Genomic DNA, 15,554 nt, shown 5'->3' with positions numbered 1-15,554 from the left:
AGCCCCTTGGTCGCCAGCACCTTCGTGATGGCCGCCGTCAGGGTCGTCTTGCCGTGGTCGATGTGCCCGATCGTCCCCACGTTCACATGCGGTTTCGTTCTCTCGAACTTCGCCTTTGCCATCCTGTCCTCCTTGCCTCGTCCCCTCTAATGGGTCTCGTAGGCCAGCCGTCCCTCGATCCGGGCGATAATCTGCTCCTGGACCGCGGGAGGCACGGCTTCGTACTGGGCGAATTCCATGGAAAACACGCCCCGGCCCTGGGTCAGGGTTCGCAGGATCGTGGCGTATCCGAACATCTCGGCCAGGGGCGTGCGGGCCCGGACAACCCGCGAGCCGCCGCGCATCTCCATGCCCTCAACCTTGCCCCGACGGGCGTTGAGATCCCCGACGATGTCCCCCAGATAGTCGTCCGGGGCGACGACTTCCAGCTTCATCTGCGGCTCCATCAGGGCCGGCTCGGCTTTGAGGGCCGCGTCCTTGAAGGCCTGGGCAGCCGCGATCTTAAAGGCCAGGGGGGTCGAGTCGGTATCGTTCCAAGCGCCGCCGGCCAGGGTGGCCTTGATGTCGGCCATGGGGAAGCCGGCCAGCAGGCCGGCGTCCAGCGATTCCCGGATCCCGTCCTCGACCGCACCGACGAACTCGCCCGGGACCTCGGTCTCGCGGGCCTTGTTGACGAACTCGAAGCCGCCGCCCCGAGGCAGAGGCTCGAGCCACAGCTCGACCTTGGCGTACATGCCCTTGCCGCCGGCCTGGCGGGCGTATTCGGCCCGGCCGGTGGCGGCCTTGCGCAGGGTTTCCTTATAAGCCACCTGGGGCCGGCCGGTGTTGGCCCGGACGCCGAACTCGCGGGCCAGCCGGTCGATGATGATGTCGAGGTGCAGCTCGCCCATCCCGAACAGGAGGGCCTGGCCGGTGTTGGGATCGGTGCTGACCCGCAGGGTCGGATCCTCCTTGGCCAGCTTGGCCAGGGCGGACTCGAGCTTGCCGTGGTCGACCTTGCTCTTGGGCTCGACGATCATCTGCAGGACCGGCTCGGGGAAGGTGATGTTTTCCAGGACGATCGGCCGGGCCTTGGCGCAAAGCGTGTCGCCGGTAGCCAGGTTCTTCATGGTGCCCATAGCCATGATGTCCCCGGCGTAGACTTCCTTGACTTCGGTGCGCTTGTTGGAGTGCATCTCCAGGAAGCGGGCCACCCGCTCCTCCTCGTCCTTGACCGGGTTATAAAGGGTGGAGCCGGCGTGAGCCTTGCCCGAGTAGACCCGGAAATAGGCCAGGTTGCCCATGTACGGGTCGTTCTGAACCTTGAAAACCAGGGCCGAGAAAGGCTCGTCGTCCGAGGCTCGGCGGGTTTCGGGCTGGCCGGTCTTGGGGTGGACGCCCTGGACGGGGGGGACGTCGGTCGGGGCGGGCAAGTAGTCGACGATGGCGTCGAGGAGGGGCTGGACGCCCTTGTTGCGGAACGAGGCCCCGTGGAAGACGGGGACGATCCGGCCGGCCAAAGTGGCCCGGCGGACAGCCCTCTTGAGCTCATCCGCGGGGACTTCCCGGCCTTCAACGAACAGTTCCATGATCCTCTCATCCACGTCGGCCAGCCGTTCGACCAGCTCGGCCCGGCGCTCGCGAATCTCGCGCTCGCCGCCGGCGTCGCTGGTCGTCATCTCCGTGCCGATCAAATCCGTTCCCCAGTCATACCTTTTCATCTCGACCAGGTCGACGACGCCTCGAAAGGCGTCCTCCCGGCCGAGAGGGATCTGGAGGACAAGAGGATGGGCGTTGAGCCGCGAGCGCATCTGCGCCACGGCCCGCTCCGGATCGGCCCCGACCCGGTCCATCTTGTTGATGAACGCCAGCCGGGGAACCCGGTACTTATCCGCCTGCCGCCAAACCGTTTCGGATTGGGGCTCGACCCCACCCACTCCGCACAGGAGCACCACCGCTCCGTCCAGGACTCTCAGCGACCTCTCGACCTCGGCCGTGAAGTCGACGTGTCCCGGCGTGTCGATGATGTTAATGCGATGGGCGTTCCAGTAACAGGTGGTGGCGGCAGATGTGATGGTTATGCCACGTTCCTGCTCCTGAGCCATCCAATCCATGACGGCCGTGCCCTCGTCGACCTCCCCTATCTTGTAGGTGATGCCGGTATAGTAGAGGACCCGTTCCGTCGTCGTCGTCTTCCCCGCATCGATATGGGCCATGATGCCGATATTCCTGACTTGCTCGATCGGATAGGGTCGCGTCATCACATCGCTCGCTCATCCGTCGAATGTCAGCTGCTCCGATACGGGATTCGAACATATATAAGATCACCAACGATAATGGGCAAAGGCCCGGTTGGCCTCCGCCATTTTATGGGTGTCTTCGCGTTTCTTGACGGCGCCGCCCTTGTTGCCCAGGGCGTCGAGGATCTCGGCCGTCAGCTTGTCGGTCATGGTCCGGCCGCCGCGCTCCTCGGCGTAGTGGATCAGCCAGCGGCAGCCGACGGAAATCGACCGATTGGTGTCGACCTCGATCGGAACCTGGTAGGTGGCGCCGCCGACCCGGCGGGACTTGGTCTCCAGCAGGGGCCGGACGTTGTCGATGGCCTTTTCGAAGGCCTTCATGGGGTCTTCCTTGGTCTTGGCCAGGACCTGCTCCATGGCGCCGTAGACGATCCGCTCGGCGGTCGATTTCTTGCCTTCCTTGAGCAGGGTGCTGATGAACCGGGCGATCAGGACGGACCCGTATTTCTGGTCGCCGACGGGCTTGCGTTTCTTAATGGTACCGCGACGGGGCATGGCTCACTCCTAGGAGGCGCGCTTCTCTTTTTTCGGACGCTTGGCGCCGTACTTGGAGCGGGCCTTGCCGCGGTTGGCCACCCCTTCGCTGTCCAGGGTGCCGCGGACAATGTGGTAGCGCACGCCGGGCAAATCCTTGACCCGGCCGCCCCGGACAAGCACGATGGAGTGCTCCTGAAGGTTGTGGCCGACGCCCGGGATGTAACCGGTGACTTCGATATTGTTCGACAGCCGGACGCGGGCCACCTTGCGGAGGGCCGAGTTCGGCTTCTTGGGGGTCGTCGTGAACACACGGGTGCAGACGCCCCGCTTCTGGGGGGAAGACTCGAGAGCGGGCGATTTGCTCTTGTCTTTCTTAAGGGATCGTCCCTTGCGAATAAGCTGGTTGACCGTCGGCAACAGAACACTCCTTCTATCGAATCAATTCACACAGGGGGCCTGCCTCCGAGTAGACTTACTCTTCTCGGGACAAGTGCCCGGTATTCTAACCGAACGCGCCAAGCCTGTCAAGACTTTCGGCGCTATTTCGTCAACTCTGAACAGGCGCGTCCTCAGCCGGCTTTTCGGCCGCCAAGGGGGCCTCGTCCTTGACGTCGACGCCGCGATAATACTTGAAGCCCGTCCCGGCCGGGATCAGCCGGGCCATGATGATATTCTCCTTGAGGCTGCGGAGATAATCGATCTTGCCGAACATGGAGGCTTCGGTCAGAACCCGGGTCGTCTCTTGGAAGGAGGCGGCCGACAGGAAGCTGTCCGTGCTCAGGGCGCTCTTGGTGATGCCCAACAGGAGCGGTCGGGCCTTGGCCGGCTTGCCGCCCTTTTCCACGGCCTTGAGGTTCTCCTCCTGGAAGACGAACTTGTCGACCTGCTCGTCGATCAGGAATTCGGTGTCGCCGACCTCCTCGACCTTGACCCAGCGCAGCATCTGCCGGATGATCGTCTCGATGTGCTTGTCGTTGATCGGGACGCCCTGCAGGCGATAGACTTCCTGCACCTCGCGGAGCATGTACTCGGCCAGCTCCTTCTCGCCCAGGACCCGCAGAATGTCGTGCGGGTTGACCGGGCCGTCCATGAGCGCCATGCCGGCCTTGATCCGCTCGCCGTCGCCGACGCTGATGTGGGCGCCGCGGGGGATCAGGTATTCCTTGTTGCCGACCCGTTCACTCTTGACGGTGATCTTGCGGTAGCCGCGGACCAGGCCGCCGAACTCGACGACGCCGTCGATCTCGCTGATGACGGCCGGGATCTTGGGCCGGCGGGCCTCGAAGAGCTCTTCGGCCCGGGGCAAGCCGCCCGTGATGTCCTTGGTCTTGGCCTGCTCGCGGGGGATCTTGGCCAGGATCTCGCCGGCATGGACCTTGTCGCCGTCCTTGATCTCGAGGTGGGCGCCGGCCGGCAGGTAGTACTTCTTCAGGACGATCGGCGTTTCCTTGCCGTGCTTGTCCTTGGCCTTGTGCGATAAATCGACGATCTCGATCCGGGGCTGCAGCTTCTCGTCCTTGGGCTCGATGATGATCTGGCTCATGAGCAGGGTCACCTCGTCCTGGGCTTCCTCCATCGTCACCTTGCGGACGACGTCGTGGAACTGGACGACTCCCGATTCCTCGGTCAGGACCAGGGTGTTGTAGGGATCCCACTCGGCGAAGATCTGGCGGGCCTTGACTTCCTCGCCCTCGCCCTTGAGCAGCTTGGCGCCGTAGGGGACCTGGTAGTGCTCGGTCTCGCGGCCGCGGCTGTCGGTCAGGGCGATGTTGGCCGTCCGGTTGACGACGATGTACGCGCCGTCCTTGTTCTTGACGACCTTGACGTTGGCGAAGCGGACCACGCCGTCGTTCTTGGCCTCGAGCTTCGACTGCTCCTTGCCGCCCTGGGCGATGCCGCCGATGTGGAAGGTGCGCATGGTCAGCTGGGTGCCCGGCTCGCCGATGGACTGGGCGGCGATGATGCCGACCGCTTCGCCCATCTCGACCTGATAGCCGCTGGCCAGGTTGCGGCCATAGCAGAGCTGGCAGACGCCGCGCTTGGATTCGCAGGTCAGGATGGAGCGGATCTTGATCCGCTCGACCCCCACGGCCTGCATATCCTGGGCCACCGCTTCGGTGATCTCCTGGTTGGGGGCCACGACCACCGCGTTGGTGTCGGGGTTGATGATCTTGTCCAGAGAAGTGCGGCCGACGATGCGGTCGATAAACGGCTCGATGATCTCGCCGTTCTCGACGATGGCCGCCACGTTGATGCCCTTCAGGGTGCCGCAGTCGTGCTGGTCGACGATGACCTCCTGGGCCACGTCGACGAGCTTGCGGGTCAGGTAGCCGGAGTTGGCCGTTTTAAGGGCCGTGTCGGCCAAGCCCTTGCGGGCGCCGTGGGTGGAGATGAAGTAGTGGAGGACGTTCAGGCCCTCGCGCAGGTTGGAGGTGATGGGGGTTTCCAGGATCTCGCCCGACGGCTTGGACATCAGGCCGCGCATCCCGGCCAGCTGCCGGATCTGCTGCTTGTTGCCGCGCGACCCGGAGTCGGCCATGACGAAGAGCGGGTTGAGGTTGGGCCCCTCGAAGCTGATCTTTTTCATCTCCGCGATCATGGCCTGGGAGACCTCGTCGGTCACGGCCGACCAGATGTTGACGACGTTGTTGAACCGCTCGCGCGACGAGATGGTCCCGTCGAGGTAGAGCTTCTCGATCTCCTGGACCCGCTTCTGGGCCTTGTCCACGAGCTCGGCCTTGTTCTTGGGGATGACGAAGTCGTCGATGCCCAGCGAGAACCCGGCCTGGGTGGCCTGGGCGAACCCGAGCTCCTTGAGCTTATCCAGGGTCGTGACCGTCACGGCCAGGCCGCAGCGCAGGTAGATGTAGAAGACCAGGCTTTCCATGCCCTTCTTGCGGAAGACGCCGTTGAAGAAGGGCAGCCCCGCCGGCAGGGCCTGGTTGAAGATGATCCGGCCGGGGGTCGTCTCGATCAGGTCCCGCTTGATGGAGACCACCGGGCAGGTCGGGACGGCCTGATCGTCGTAGTAGGTGGCCAAGTTCATGAAGGCGCCCGAATAGCGCAGCTTGATCAGCGATTGGAGCTTGACCTGCTTTTGCTCGTAGGCCAGCAGGACGTCGTCGGCCGAGCCGAAGACCCGGCCCTCGCCGAGCAGGCCCTTCTTGGACAGGGTGGCGTAGTAGGCGCCCAGGACCATGTCCTGGCTGGGGACGGTCAGCGGCCGGCCGTTGGCCGGGGACAGGATGTTGTTGGTCGACAGCATCAGAGTCGAGGTCTCGATCTGGGCCTCGACCGAAAGCGGGACGTGGACGGCCATCTGGTCGCCGTCAAAGTCGGCGTTGAAGGCGGCGCAGACCAGCGGGTGGATCTGGATGGCCTTGCCCTCGACCAGGATGGGATCGAAGGCCTGGATGCCCAGCCGGTGCAGGGTCGGGGCGCGGTTGAGGAGAATGGGATGCTCCTTGACCACTTCTTCCAGATAATCCCAGACCTCGGGCCGCTCCTGCTCGTGCCATTCCCGGGCCACCTTGACGCTGGGGACGAGGCCTTCCTTCTCCAGCTTGTGGAAGATGAAGGGCTTGAACAGCTCCAGGGCCATCTTCTTGGGCAGACCGCACTGGTTGAGCTTGAGCTCGGGGCCGACCACGATGACCGAGCGGCCGGAGTAGTCGACGCGCTTGCCCAGCAGGTTCTGGCGGAACCGGCCCTGCTTGCCGCGGAGGGCCTCGGACAGGGACTTGAGCGGCCGGCGATTGGCGCCCAGGTGGACACGGCCGCGCTTGCCGTTGTCGAACAGGGCGTCGACGGCCTCTTGCAGCATCCGCTTCTCGTTGCGGATGATCAGCTCGGGGGCCTTCAGTTCGATCAGCTTCTTCAGCCGGTTATTGCGGTTGATGACCCGGCGGTAGAGGTCGTTGAGGTCGGAGGTGGCGAAGCGGCCGCCGTCCAGCCGGACCAGCGGGCGCAGGTCGGGCGGGATGACCGGGATGGTGTCCAGGATCAGCCACTCGGGCCGGTTGCCGGACTTCTTGAGGGCCTTGAAGACCCGCAGGCGCTTGGCGTAGCGGAGCCGGCGCTGCTGGCTGGTCTCCTTCTTCATGGCCTTGCGCAGCCGGTCGGCGTCCTTCTTGATGTCGATCTTCTCCATCAAGTGCTTGATGGCCTCGGCCCCGATGCCCGTCTCGAACTTGTCGCCGTACTTCTCGCGGGCTTCCTTGTACTCCTCCTCGTTCAGGAGCTGCTTCTCTTTAAGCGGCGTGTCGCCCGGGTCGGTCACGATCGACGACTCGAAGTAGAGAACCTTCTCCAGGTCCTTGATGGTCAGGTCCAGGATCAGCCCGATCCGGCTGGGGGGGCTCTTGAAGAACCAGATGTGGGCCACCGGCGAGGCCAGCTGGATGTGGCCCATGCGCTCACGGCGGACCTTGCTCTTGGTCACTTCGACCCCGCAGCGCTCGCAGATGATGCCGCGGTACTTCATCCGCTTGTACTTGCCGCAGAGGCATTCGTAGTCGTTGATCGGTCCGAAGATCTTGGCGCAGAACAAGCCGTCCTTTTCCGGCTTGAAGGTCCGGTAGTTGATGGTCTCCGGCTTGGTCACCTCGCCCCAGGACCAGCTCTTGATCTTGTCCGGAGAGGCGATGGAGATGCGGACCCAATCGAATTCGACCTTGGGCTTGCCGCCCAGGGGGGCTTTCAATTCCATCACAGGTCTCCTTTGGGGCCTTGCGGCACCGTCATGCCCCAGGCCGTCTGGACCTCGTCCTTCTCCGTCTTGCCCAGCTCGATGTTGAGGCACAGGCTCTGCAGCTCCCGGATCAGGACGTTGACCGACTCCGGCAGGCCGGGGGTGAACTCGTAGTCGCCCTTGACGATGGCCTCGTAGATCTTGGCCCGGCCCTCGACATCGTCGGACTTGACGGTCATGAGCTCCTGCAGCGTGTAGGCGGCGCCGTAGGCTTCCAGGGCCCAGACTTCCATCTCGCCGAACCGCTGGCCGCCGAACTGGGCCTTGCCGCCCAGGGGCTGCTGGGTGATCAGCGAATACGGGCCGGTCGAGCGGGCGTGGATCTTATCGTCGACCAGGTGGTACAGCTTCATCATATAGATGCTGCCGACCGTGACTTCCTGGTCCAGCAGCTCGCCGGTGATCCCGTCGAAGAGGGGCGTCTTGCCCGTCTCGGGCAGGCCGGCTTGCTTGAGCAGGGCCTTGACCTCGATCTCGGTGGCCCCGTCGAAGACCGGGGTGTCCAGCCACAGGCCGAGCTTGTCGGCGGCCCAGCCGGCATGGGTTTCCAGGATCTGGCCGACGTTCATGCGGGAGGGGACGCCCAGGGGGTTGAGGACGATCTCGACCGGCGCGCCGTCCGGCAGCCGGGGCATGTCCTCCTCGGGCACGATCTTGGCGATGATGCCCTTGTTGCCGTGCCGGCCCGAGACCTTGTCGCCGACCGACAGCTTGCGCTTCATGGCGATGTAGACCTTGACCGACTGGATGACGCCGGGCGATAGCTCGTCGCCCTTCTTGAGGGCTTCGACTTTTTCCTTGAAAATGGCCTTGAGGGCCTCGATCTGGCGCTTGATCTTGCGCTCGATGTCCTTGATCTTGTCGTCCCGTTCGGCTTCTTCCTCGACCTTGAGCTTGCCCAGGTCTTCGCCGTCCAGGACCTCCAGAACCCGCTCGGTCAGCTTGGAGCCCTTGGCCAGGCTCGTCTCGCCGATCTTCTGGTCCTTCTCCACGACCGCGCCCTTGAGCAGGGTCCGGGTCTTGCGCCGCCGCTCGTTGTCCAGGATCGAGATCTCGTCGTCCAGATTCCGCTTCATCCGGCCGATCTCTTCCTTCTCGATGACCTTGGCCCGGACGCCCTTTTCGGAGCCGCGGCGGGAGAAGATGCGGACGTCGATGATGGTGCCCTCGACACCGGGCGCGCAGTAGAGCGAGGCGTCTTTGACGTCCAGGGCCTTCTCGCCGAAGATGGCCTTAAGGAGCTTTTCCTCGGGGGAGAGCTGGGTCTCGCCCTTGGGCGCGACCTTGCCGACCAGGACGTCGGCGGCCTTGACGCTGGCCCCGATCCGGACGATGCCGTTCTCGTCCAGGTTGCGGAGCAGGTTCTCCGGCACGTTGGGGATGTCGCGGGTGATCTCTTCGGGGCCCAGCTTGGTGTCGCGGGCCTCGATCGTCTCCTCGATGATGTGGAGCGAGGTGAAGACGTCGCGCTTGATCAGCTTCTCCGAGACGATGATGGCGTCCTCAAAGTTGTAGCCGCGCCAGGGCATGAAGCAGCAGATGACGTTGCGGCCCAGGGCCAGCTCGCCCCGGTCGGAGCAGGAGGAGTCGGCCAGGATTTGGCCGCGCCCCACCCGGTCGCCGCGGCGTACGATCGGCCGCTGGGTCAGGCAGGTGTTCTGGTTGGTCCGCAGGAACTTGGTCAGGGTGTAGAGGTCGGTCAGAACGTCGTGCTCGCGCAGGCCCTCGATCTCGTCCACCCGGACCAGGATGCGCTCGGCGTCGACGAATTCGACGACTCCGGGGCGCTTGCAGACGATGACATCGCCCGAGCCCTTGGCCGCCAGCAATTCCATCCCGGTGCCGACCCGGGGCGCCTCGGGCGTCAGGAGCGGCACGGCCTGGCGCTGCATGTTCGAGCCCATCAGGGCCCGGTTGGCGTCGTCGTGCTCCAGGAAGGGGACCAGCGCGGCCGAGAGCGAGATGAGCTGCTTGGGCGAGACGTCGATGTAGTGGATCTGCTCGCGCGGCAGGAGCTTGTAGTTGCCGGCCTGGCGGGCCGAGATGAGGTCGCCGGTGAAGCGGCCCTTATCGTCGACCGGGGCGTTGGCCTGGGCGATGTTGAACTTCTCGTCCTCCCAGGCGGTCAGGTAGAAGCAGTACGGCTCGACCACGGGCATGTGCTTGGCCGCCTTGCGCTTGAGGGCGGCGATCTCCTTGAGCGCCTCCTCTTTCTCCACGATCTCCCCGACCTTGCGGTCGCTGTCGCCGGGATGGATGATCTTGTAGTAGTCGATGATCCGGCCGTCCTTGACCTCGCGGTAGGGCGTCTCGATAAATCCGTAGTCGTTGATCCGGGCGAAGCAGGAGAGCGAGGAGATGAGGCCGATGTTCGGGCCTTCCGGCGTCTCAACCGGGCAGATGCGGCCGTAGTGGCTGGCCTGGATGTCGCGGACCTCGAACCCGGCCCGCTCCCGGCTCAAGCCGCCGGGGCCCAGGGCGCTCAAGCGCCGCTTGTGGGTCACCTCGGCCAGGCTGTTGATCTGGTCCATGAACTGGCTCAGCTGGGAGGAGCCGAAGAACTCCTTGAGAGCGGCGATGACCGGCTTGGAGTTGATCAGGTCCTGGGGCATGGCCGCGGCCAGATCGGCCGTGATGGTCATCTTTTCCTTGATCGTCCGCTCCATCCGAGTCAGGCCGATGCGGAAGGCGTTCTCGACCAGCTCGCCGACCTGGCGGACCCGGCGGTTGCCCAGGTGGTCGATGTCGTCGACAGACCCCTCGCCCTTGCGCAGCTTGAGCAGGTACTTGATGACCTCGACGTAGTCCTGCGGCTGCAGGACCTTCTCCTCGGGCGAGGTTTGGAGCTCGAGCTTGATGTTGAACTTGAGCCGGCCGATGCGGCTGAAGTTGTACTTCTGGGGGTTGAAGAAGAGGTTGCGGAACAGGGTGTGGGCGCTCTCCATGGTGTGGGGCTCGCCCGGGCGCAGCTTGCGGTAGATCTCGGCCAGGGCCTGGCCGGAATCCTTGCGCAGGTCCTTCTTGATGGTGTTGACGACGAGCAGGCCGGCGTCATCCTCCAGCGGGAAGAAGACCTCGAAGGGCTCGCCCTTGCCGACGAGCAGGTCCAGGGCCGTGTCGCCGATCTCCTCGGCGCCCTTGACCTTGCCCTTGATCCCGGACAGGGCGTAGGCCCCGGCCAGGTCCTTGCGATCGATGGCCGCCCGGACCACACCGGCATCACGCAGGGTCTGCAGGATCTCGGGCGTCAGCTTCTTGCGGGAATTGACCAGGGCGGCCCCGGTCTTGGGGTCCTTGACGTCCTCAGCCAGGGTCTTGCCGGCCAGCCCCTCGGACAGGTCCCAATAGAGCTTCTCGCCCTCGGGCGCCAACCGGTAAACGCGGTGGAAGAGCTTGAGGATGTCCTCGTCCGAGCTGAAGCCCAGAGCCCGCAGGAAGACGGTGGCCAGGAACTTCTTCTTCCGGTCCAGCCGGACATAGAGGTTGTTCTTCAGGTCGTACTCGAACTCGACCCAGGCCCCCCGATACGGGATGAGCTTGGCGATGAAGTAGCCCTTGGCCTCGCCCTGGCGGAAAAAGACGCCGGGCGAGCGCTGGAGCTGCGACACCACGACCCGCTCGATGCCGTTGAAAATGAAGGTCCCCTTCTCGGTCATCAGGGCGATGTCGCCGAAATAGACTTCCTGCTCCTTGATGTGCTTGAGCCGCTTGGTCTTGGTCACGGCGTCCTTCTCCCAGGAGATGAGCCGGACCTTGAGCCGCAGCGGAACGGCGAAGGTGTAGCCTTTCTGCAGGCACTCGTTGGGGCTGTATTTCATCTTCAGCCCGACCGCGTCGCCGCAGTGGTCGCAGAGCGGGAGCTGGATCTTGCGGACCGAGTTGCAATACGGGCAGATGAGCTTTTCGGTCAGCTCGACGTCGGCCGGCAGGAGCGTTTCGCAGCTGGTGCAGCGGGCCCGGCTGTTCTCGACACCCTTGAGCCGGCCGCACTTGCATTCCCAATTGCCGATCGAGTAGCTGATGAAGTCGAGCTGGGTCGTCTCCTTGAAGTCGGCGATCGGGAAGACGTCCTTGAAAGCGGCCTGCAGGCCGGTATCCTTGCGCTCCTCCGGCAGGAGCTCCATCTGCAGGAACTCCGCGTACGACTGCCGCTGGATGGCCAGCAGGTCGGGCATGGGGAAGACGGTCTTGATCTTGGAGAAATCAAGACGCTCGCGCTGGATGGTTCGGGGTTCGCTCATGGACAAGGCTCACTCCTCGGGGGTCCGCGGCACTAGGGAAAGGCCCCTTAGTGCGGACTCCTTCATTCGCTCAAACGCCCGGGGACGGCCGGACGGAAGACTTCCGCCCGAACGTCCCTTCTCGATCACGGACACGACGGCCGACAGGGGACGCCTTCGACCGGATCTTACTGCAGCTCGACGACGGCGCCGACTTCCTCGAACTTCTTCTTCAGGGTCTCGGCCTCGTCCTTGGACAGCCCTTCCTTGATGGTCTTGGGGGCGCCGTCGACCAGGTCCTTGGCTTCCTTGAGACCCAAGGCGGTGATCTCGCGAACGACCTTGATGACGTTGATCTTCTTTTCGCCGGCGCTCTTGAGGACAAGGGCGAACTCGGTCTTGACTTCCTCGGCCTTGGCCTCGGCGGGGGCGGCCCCGGCCATCGGCACGGCCATCGCCGCGGCGGCGCTGATGCCGTAGCGGGTCTCGAATTCCTTGATGTAGTCGGCCAGCTCGAGGACGGTCAGGGCGTCGAGGTGGCTGAAGAATTCCTCTTTCGTCAGTTTCGCCATAGGGGGTCTCCTTTCCTTACGCGGTCGTTTCCTTGGATTTTTTATCTTTCAGCTGACTCAGCAGAACGCCCGCCTGGGACAGGGGGGCCTGCAGGGTCCGCAGAAGCTTCACCAGCGGGGACGCCATCATCGCGCCGATCTTGCCCAGCAGCACCTGCCGGGAGGCCAGCTTGACGATCTCGTCGAAGCGCGCGGGGGCGAAGTAGATGCCCTCGACCAGGCCGCCCTTGAGGGCGATGGCTTTGGTCGAAGCCGCGAACTCCTTGATCGTCTTGGCCAGGGCGATCGGATCGGCGGACGTGTAGGCGACCGCCGTCGGCTTGCGGAAGGCCGGCCGCAGGTCGGCCGGCACGGACTCGGCCAGGGCCCGCAGGGCCAGCCGGTTCTTGACCACCTTGAGGAAGGCGCCCTGCTTGCGCAGGCTCTTGCGCAGGGCGGTGGCCTGCGAGACCTTCATCTTGGTGTAGTCGAAGAGGTAGAGGGTCTTATGGGCGCCGAAGAGGGCGCTCATCTCGTCGACGCGGAGGGTCTTGGTCTCTTTTTTCACGGATGTCTCCTACTTCTGGTCGATGACGTCGTCGGAGATCCGGAAGGCCGGGCCCATGGTCGAGCTGATCGACAGGGTGCGGACATACTTGCCCTTGGCCGAGGCCGGCCGGGCGTGCAGGACGGCCGCCAGAAAGACCTTGATGTTGTCGACCAACCGGGCCTCGTCGAAGGAGGCCTTGCCCACGGTCGAGTGGATGATCGAGGTCTTGTCGACCCGGAACTCGACCTTGCCGGCCTTGGTCTCCTCGACCGCCTTCTTGATGTCGAAGGTCACCGTGCCGGACTTGGGGTTGGGCATGAGGCCCTTGGTCCCCAGAATCCGGCCCAGCTTGCCCACCCCGCGCATGATGTCGGGGGCGGCGATGACGACGTCGAAGTCGGTCCAGCCGCCGGCGATCTTCTCGATCAGCTCCTCGCCGCCGGCGAAGTCGGCCCCGGCCGCCTCGGCCTCGCGGACCTTGTCGCCCAGGGCCAGGACGCAGATCTTCTTGGTCTTGCCGATGCCGTGAGGCAGGACGACGGTGCCGCGGACCATCTGATCGCTCTGCTTGGGATTCACCCCCAGCCGCATCGAGACGTCGACGGACTCGTCGAACTTGGCGTAATGCGCCTGTTTGAGCAGGCTGACGGCCTCTTCCAGGGTGAACTCCGGCTTGATCCGGAGGGCCCTCGCCTTGACGTACTGCTTGCCGCGTTTAGCCACGGATGATCTCCAGTCCCATATTGCGGGCCGTGCCTTCGATGATGCGCTTGGCCGCTTCCAGGTCGTTGGCGTTGAGGTCGGGCATCTTGGCCTTGGCGATGTCCTCGACCTGCTTGATTGTGACTTTGCCGACCTTGTCTTTGTTCGGCGTGCCGGAGCCCTTGGCGATGCCGGCCGCCTTCTTAAGAAGATAGGAGGCGGGGGGAGTCTTCAGGATGAAGGTGAACTTTTTATCCTTGAAGATGGTGATGATCACGGGCACCACGACCCCTTCCTCCATCTTGCCGGTGCGCTCGTTGAACTCGCGCACGAACTGCATGATGTTGACGCCGTGCTGGCCCAGGGCCGGGCCGACCGGAGGCGCCGGGCTGGCCTGGCCCGCTGTGATCTGCAGCTTGACGTTGGCCACGACTTCCTTGGACATGGATTCCTCCTAGATTTTCTCGACCTGCAGGAACTCGAGCTCGACCGGGGTCGAACGGCCGAAGATGGTCACCAGGACCTTGAGAGTCGAGCGCTCGTGGTTGACGTCCTCGACCAGCCCGTTGAAGTTGAAGAACGGGCCGTCGATGATCCGGACCGCCTCGCCCTTCTCGAAGCTGTGCTTGGGCTTGGGCTTCTCGGAGGTCGTGGTCATGTGCTCGACGATCTGGGAGACCTCGTCGGGGTTGAGCGGCGAGGGCTTCTTGCCCGAGCCGACGAAGCCCGTGACCTTGGGCGTCTCCCGGATGATCAGCCAGTTCTCGTCGGTCATCTCCATCTCGATCAGGATGTAGCCCGGGTAGGACCGCTTGGTCGAGACGACCTTTTTCCCCATCTTGATCTCGATGACGTCCTCGGTGGGGATGATGATCTTGCCGATCTGGTCCTGGATGCCCATCTCCAGGGCCCTCTGGCGCAGACTCTCGGCCACGAATTTCTCGAAGCCCGAGTAGGTATGAATCACAAACCAATTTTTGGCCATCGACGCCCCTTATCCGAGCAGGTCCTTGACTTTGGCGATGCCCCAGGAGAAGGCGATGTCCATGAAGAAGAGGTAGAAGCCGAAGAAGATGACGGCCGCGATGACGACGACGGTCGTCGAAGTGACCTCGGCCTTGGACGGCCAGGTGACCTTCTTCAGCTCGGCCCGGGAGTCCTTGATGAAGCTCCAAAACCGCTTGTACCAACGTTCCTTCTTGCTCATGGTGCACCTATCCTTGGCGTGGTGTTCCCCACCGGGGGGACGTCCCTCTATCGAATATCTGGCAGGTGTGGCAGGACTTGAACCCGCAACCTGCGGTTTTGGAGACCGCTGCTCTAGCCAGTTGAGCTACACACCTGCTCCGACGATTCCCGGATCGCTCCCTTTATTTGACTTCCTTGTGCGGGGTGTGCTTGCGGCAGAAGGGGCAGTACTTGCTGAGCTCCAGGCGCTCGGTCTGCTTCTTCTTGTTCCGCGTGTTGGAGTAATTGCGGCGCTTGCACACCGAACAGGCGATGGTGATGATTTCTCTCATGCCCCCGCCCGTCCTATTCGATGATCTCCGTGACCGTGCCGGCGCCGACGGTTCGTCCGCCCTCGCGGATGGCGAACCGCAGCCCCTTCTCCATGGCCACGTCCGAGATCAGCTCGATCTCCAGGTTCACGTTGTCGCCCGGCATGACCATCTCGACGCCGGCGGGCAGCTTGGCGTCGCCCGTCACGTCCGTCGTCCGGAAGAAGAACTGCGGCCGATAGCCCGTGAAGAACGGCGTGTGTCGTCCGCCCTCTTCCTTCGTCAGCGCCACCACCGTCGCCTTGAACTTCCGGTGCGGCGTGATCGAGCCCGGCTTGGCCAGCACCTGGCCCCGCTCGACATCGGTCTTGCCGATGCCCCGCAACAGGCACCCGATGTTGTCCCCGGCCTGAGCCTGGTCCAACAGCTTCCGGAACATCTCCACCCCCGTGACGATCGACTTGCGCGTCTCGGCGAACCCGACGATCTCGATCTCGTCGCCCACCTTGACCACACCCCGATCCAC

The 15,554-nt window shown here is 64.0% G+C and carries 14 protein-coding genes and 1 tRNA gene; all 15 read right to left on the bottom strand.

All coding sequences use genetic code 11. From position 1 onward, the window contains the following. The coding region (locus tag NTZ26_02515; GenBank protein MCX6559365.1) for a GTP-binding protein at window positions 1-122 on the bottom strand (122 nt) is incomplete at its 3' end. 24 nt (window positions 123-146) lie between these two features. Beyond that, a complete protein-coding gene (gene fusA / locus NTZ26_02510; GenBank protein ID MCX6559364.1) occupies window positions 147-2,240 on the bottom strand; it encodes an elongation factor G in 2,094 nt (697 codons plus the stop codon). Window positions 2,241-2,303: 63 nt separating this feature from the next. Continuing rightward, complete coding sequence (gene rpsG / locus NTZ26_02505) at window positions 2,304-2,774, bottom strand: 30S ribosomal protein S7 (GenBank protein ID MCX6559363.1); 471 nt, start codon at window positions 2,772-2,774, stop codon at window positions 2,304-2,306. A gap of 9 nt (window positions 2,775-2,783) precedes the next feature. Continuing rightward, the gene (rpsL, locus tag NTZ26_02500) at window positions 2,784-3,173 is read right to left on the bottom strand and encodes a 30S ribosomal protein S12 (protein MCX6559362.1); all 390 of its coding nucleotides are present in this window, start codon (window positions 3,171-3,173) and stop codon (window positions 2,784-2,786) included. Window positions 3,174-3,303: 130 nt separating this feature from the next. After that, complete coding sequence (gene rpoC / locus NTZ26_02495; protein ID MCX6559361.1) at window positions 3,304-7,464, bottom strand: DNA-directed RNA polymerase subunit beta'; 4,161 nt, start codon at window positions 7,462-7,464, stop codon at window positions 3,304-3,306. Next, window positions 7,464-11,747, bottom strand: coding sequence for a DNA-directed RNA polymerase subunit beta (gene rpoB / locus NTZ26_02490; GenBank protein ID MCX6559360.1), 4,284 nt, complete (start codon window positions 11,745-11,747; stop codon window positions 7,464-7,466). Before rpoB ends, rpoC begins: the two co-directional genes overlap by 1 nt. A gap of 167 nt (window positions 11,748-11,914) precedes the next feature. Further along, window positions 11,915-12,298: a 50S ribosomal protein L7/L12 gene (rplL, locus tag NTZ26_02485; GenBank protein ID MCX6559359.1), complete on the bottom strand. Its 384-nt coding sequence runs from the start codon at window positions 12,296-12,298 to the stop codon at window positions 11,915-11,917. A gap of 16 nt (window positions 12,299-12,314) precedes the next feature. Beyond that, on the bottom strand, window positions 12,315-12,845 hold the full coding sequence (gene rplJ / locus NTZ26_02480) for a 50S ribosomal protein L10 (GenBank protein ID MCX6559358.1): 531 nt from the start codon (window positions 12,843-12,845) through the stop codon (window positions 12,315-12,317). Window positions 12,846-12,854: 9 nt separating this feature from the next. Further along, a complete protein-coding gene (gene rplA / locus NTZ26_02475) occupies window positions 12,855-13,550 on the bottom strand; it encodes a 50S ribosomal protein L1 (protein MCX6559357.1) in 696 nt (231 codons plus the stop codon). After that, on the bottom strand, window positions 13,543-13,974 hold the full coding sequence (gene rplK, locus NTZ26_02470) for a 50S ribosomal protein L11 (protein MCX6559356.1): 432 nt from the start codon (window positions 13,972-13,974) through the stop codon (window positions 13,543-13,545). The genes rplA and rplK overlap by 8 nt, the downstream gene beginning before the upstream one ends. 9 nt (window positions 13,975-13,983) lie before the next feature. Then, window positions 13,984-14,514, bottom strand: coding sequence for a transcription termination/antitermination protein NusG (gene nusG, locus NTZ26_02465; protein MCX6559355.1), 531 nt, complete (start codon window positions 14,512-14,514; stop codon window positions 13,984-13,986). Window positions 14,515-14,523: 9 nt separating this feature from the next. Beyond that, window positions 14,524-14,736 carry a preprotein translocase subunit SecE gene (gene secE, locus NTZ26_02460; GenBank protein ID MCX6559354.1) on the bottom strand — a complete coding sequence of 71 codons (213 nt, stop codon included), beginning with the start codon at window positions 14,734-14,736 and terminating at the stop codon, window positions 14,524-14,526. Between the two features lie 59 nt (window positions 14,737-14,795). Further along, window positions 14,796-14,872 (bottom strand) — tRNA-Trp (locus NTZ26_02455). Window positions 14,873-14,899: 27 nt separating this feature from the next. Beyond that, the gene (gene rpmG / locus NTZ26_02450; GenBank protein MCX6559353.1) at window positions 14,900-15,049 is read right to left on the bottom strand and encodes a 50S ribosomal protein L33; all 150 of its coding nucleotides are present in this window, start codon (window positions 15,047-15,049) and stop codon (window positions 14,900-14,902) included. Window positions 15,050-15,062: 13 nt separating this feature from the next. Continuing rightward, window positions 15,063-15,554 (bottom strand): EF-Tu/IF-2/RF-3 family GTPase (locus tag NTZ26_02445; protein ID MCX6559352.1); only part of this gene is annotated, 492 nt, incomplete at its 5' end.

It is taken from the genome of Candidatus Aminicenantes bacterium (assembly GCA_026393855.1).
Classification (GTDB): Bacteria; Acidobacteriota; Aminicenantia; order Aminicenantales; family UBA4085; genus UBA4085.
Note: the sequence above shows the minus strand (reverse complement) of the source record. Positions and strands in the feature narration are given on the sequence as shown.

Coding starts and splice junctions, on each gene's coding strand:
- rpsG (MCX6559363.1), bottom strand. CDS start 2,774: ATGCCCCGTCGCGGTACCATTAAGAAACGCAAGCCCGTCGGCGACCAG.
- nusG (MCX6559355.1), bottom strand. CDS start 14,514: ATGGCCAAAAATTGGTTTGTGATTCATACCTACTCGGGCTTCGAGAAA.
- rpoC (MCX6559361.1), bottom strand. CDS start 7,464: ATGGAATTGAAAGCCCCCCTGGGCGGCAAGCCCAAGGTCGAATTCGAT.
- rpoB (MCX6559360.1), bottom strand. CDS start 11,747: ATGAGCGAACCCCGAACCATCCAGCGCGAGCGTCTTGATTTCTCCAAG.
- rpmG (MCX6559353.1), bottom strand. CDS start 15,049: ATGAGAGAAATCATCACCATCGCCTGTTCGGTGTGCAAGCGCCGCAAT.
- fusA (MCX6559364.1), bottom strand. CDS start 2,240: ATGACGCGACCCTATCCGATCGAGCAAGTCAGGAATATCGGCATCATG.
- secE (MCX6559354.1), bottom strand. CDS start 14,736: ATGAGCAAGAAGGAACGTTGGTACAAGCGGTTTTGGAGCTTCATCAAG.
- rplL (MCX6559359.1), bottom strand. CDS start 12,298: ATGGCGAAACTGACGAAAGAGGAATTCTTCAGCCACCTCGACGCCCTG.
- rplK (MCX6559356.1), bottom strand. CDS start 13,974: ATGTCCAAGGAAGTCGTGGCCAACGTCAAGCTGCAGATCACAGCGGGC.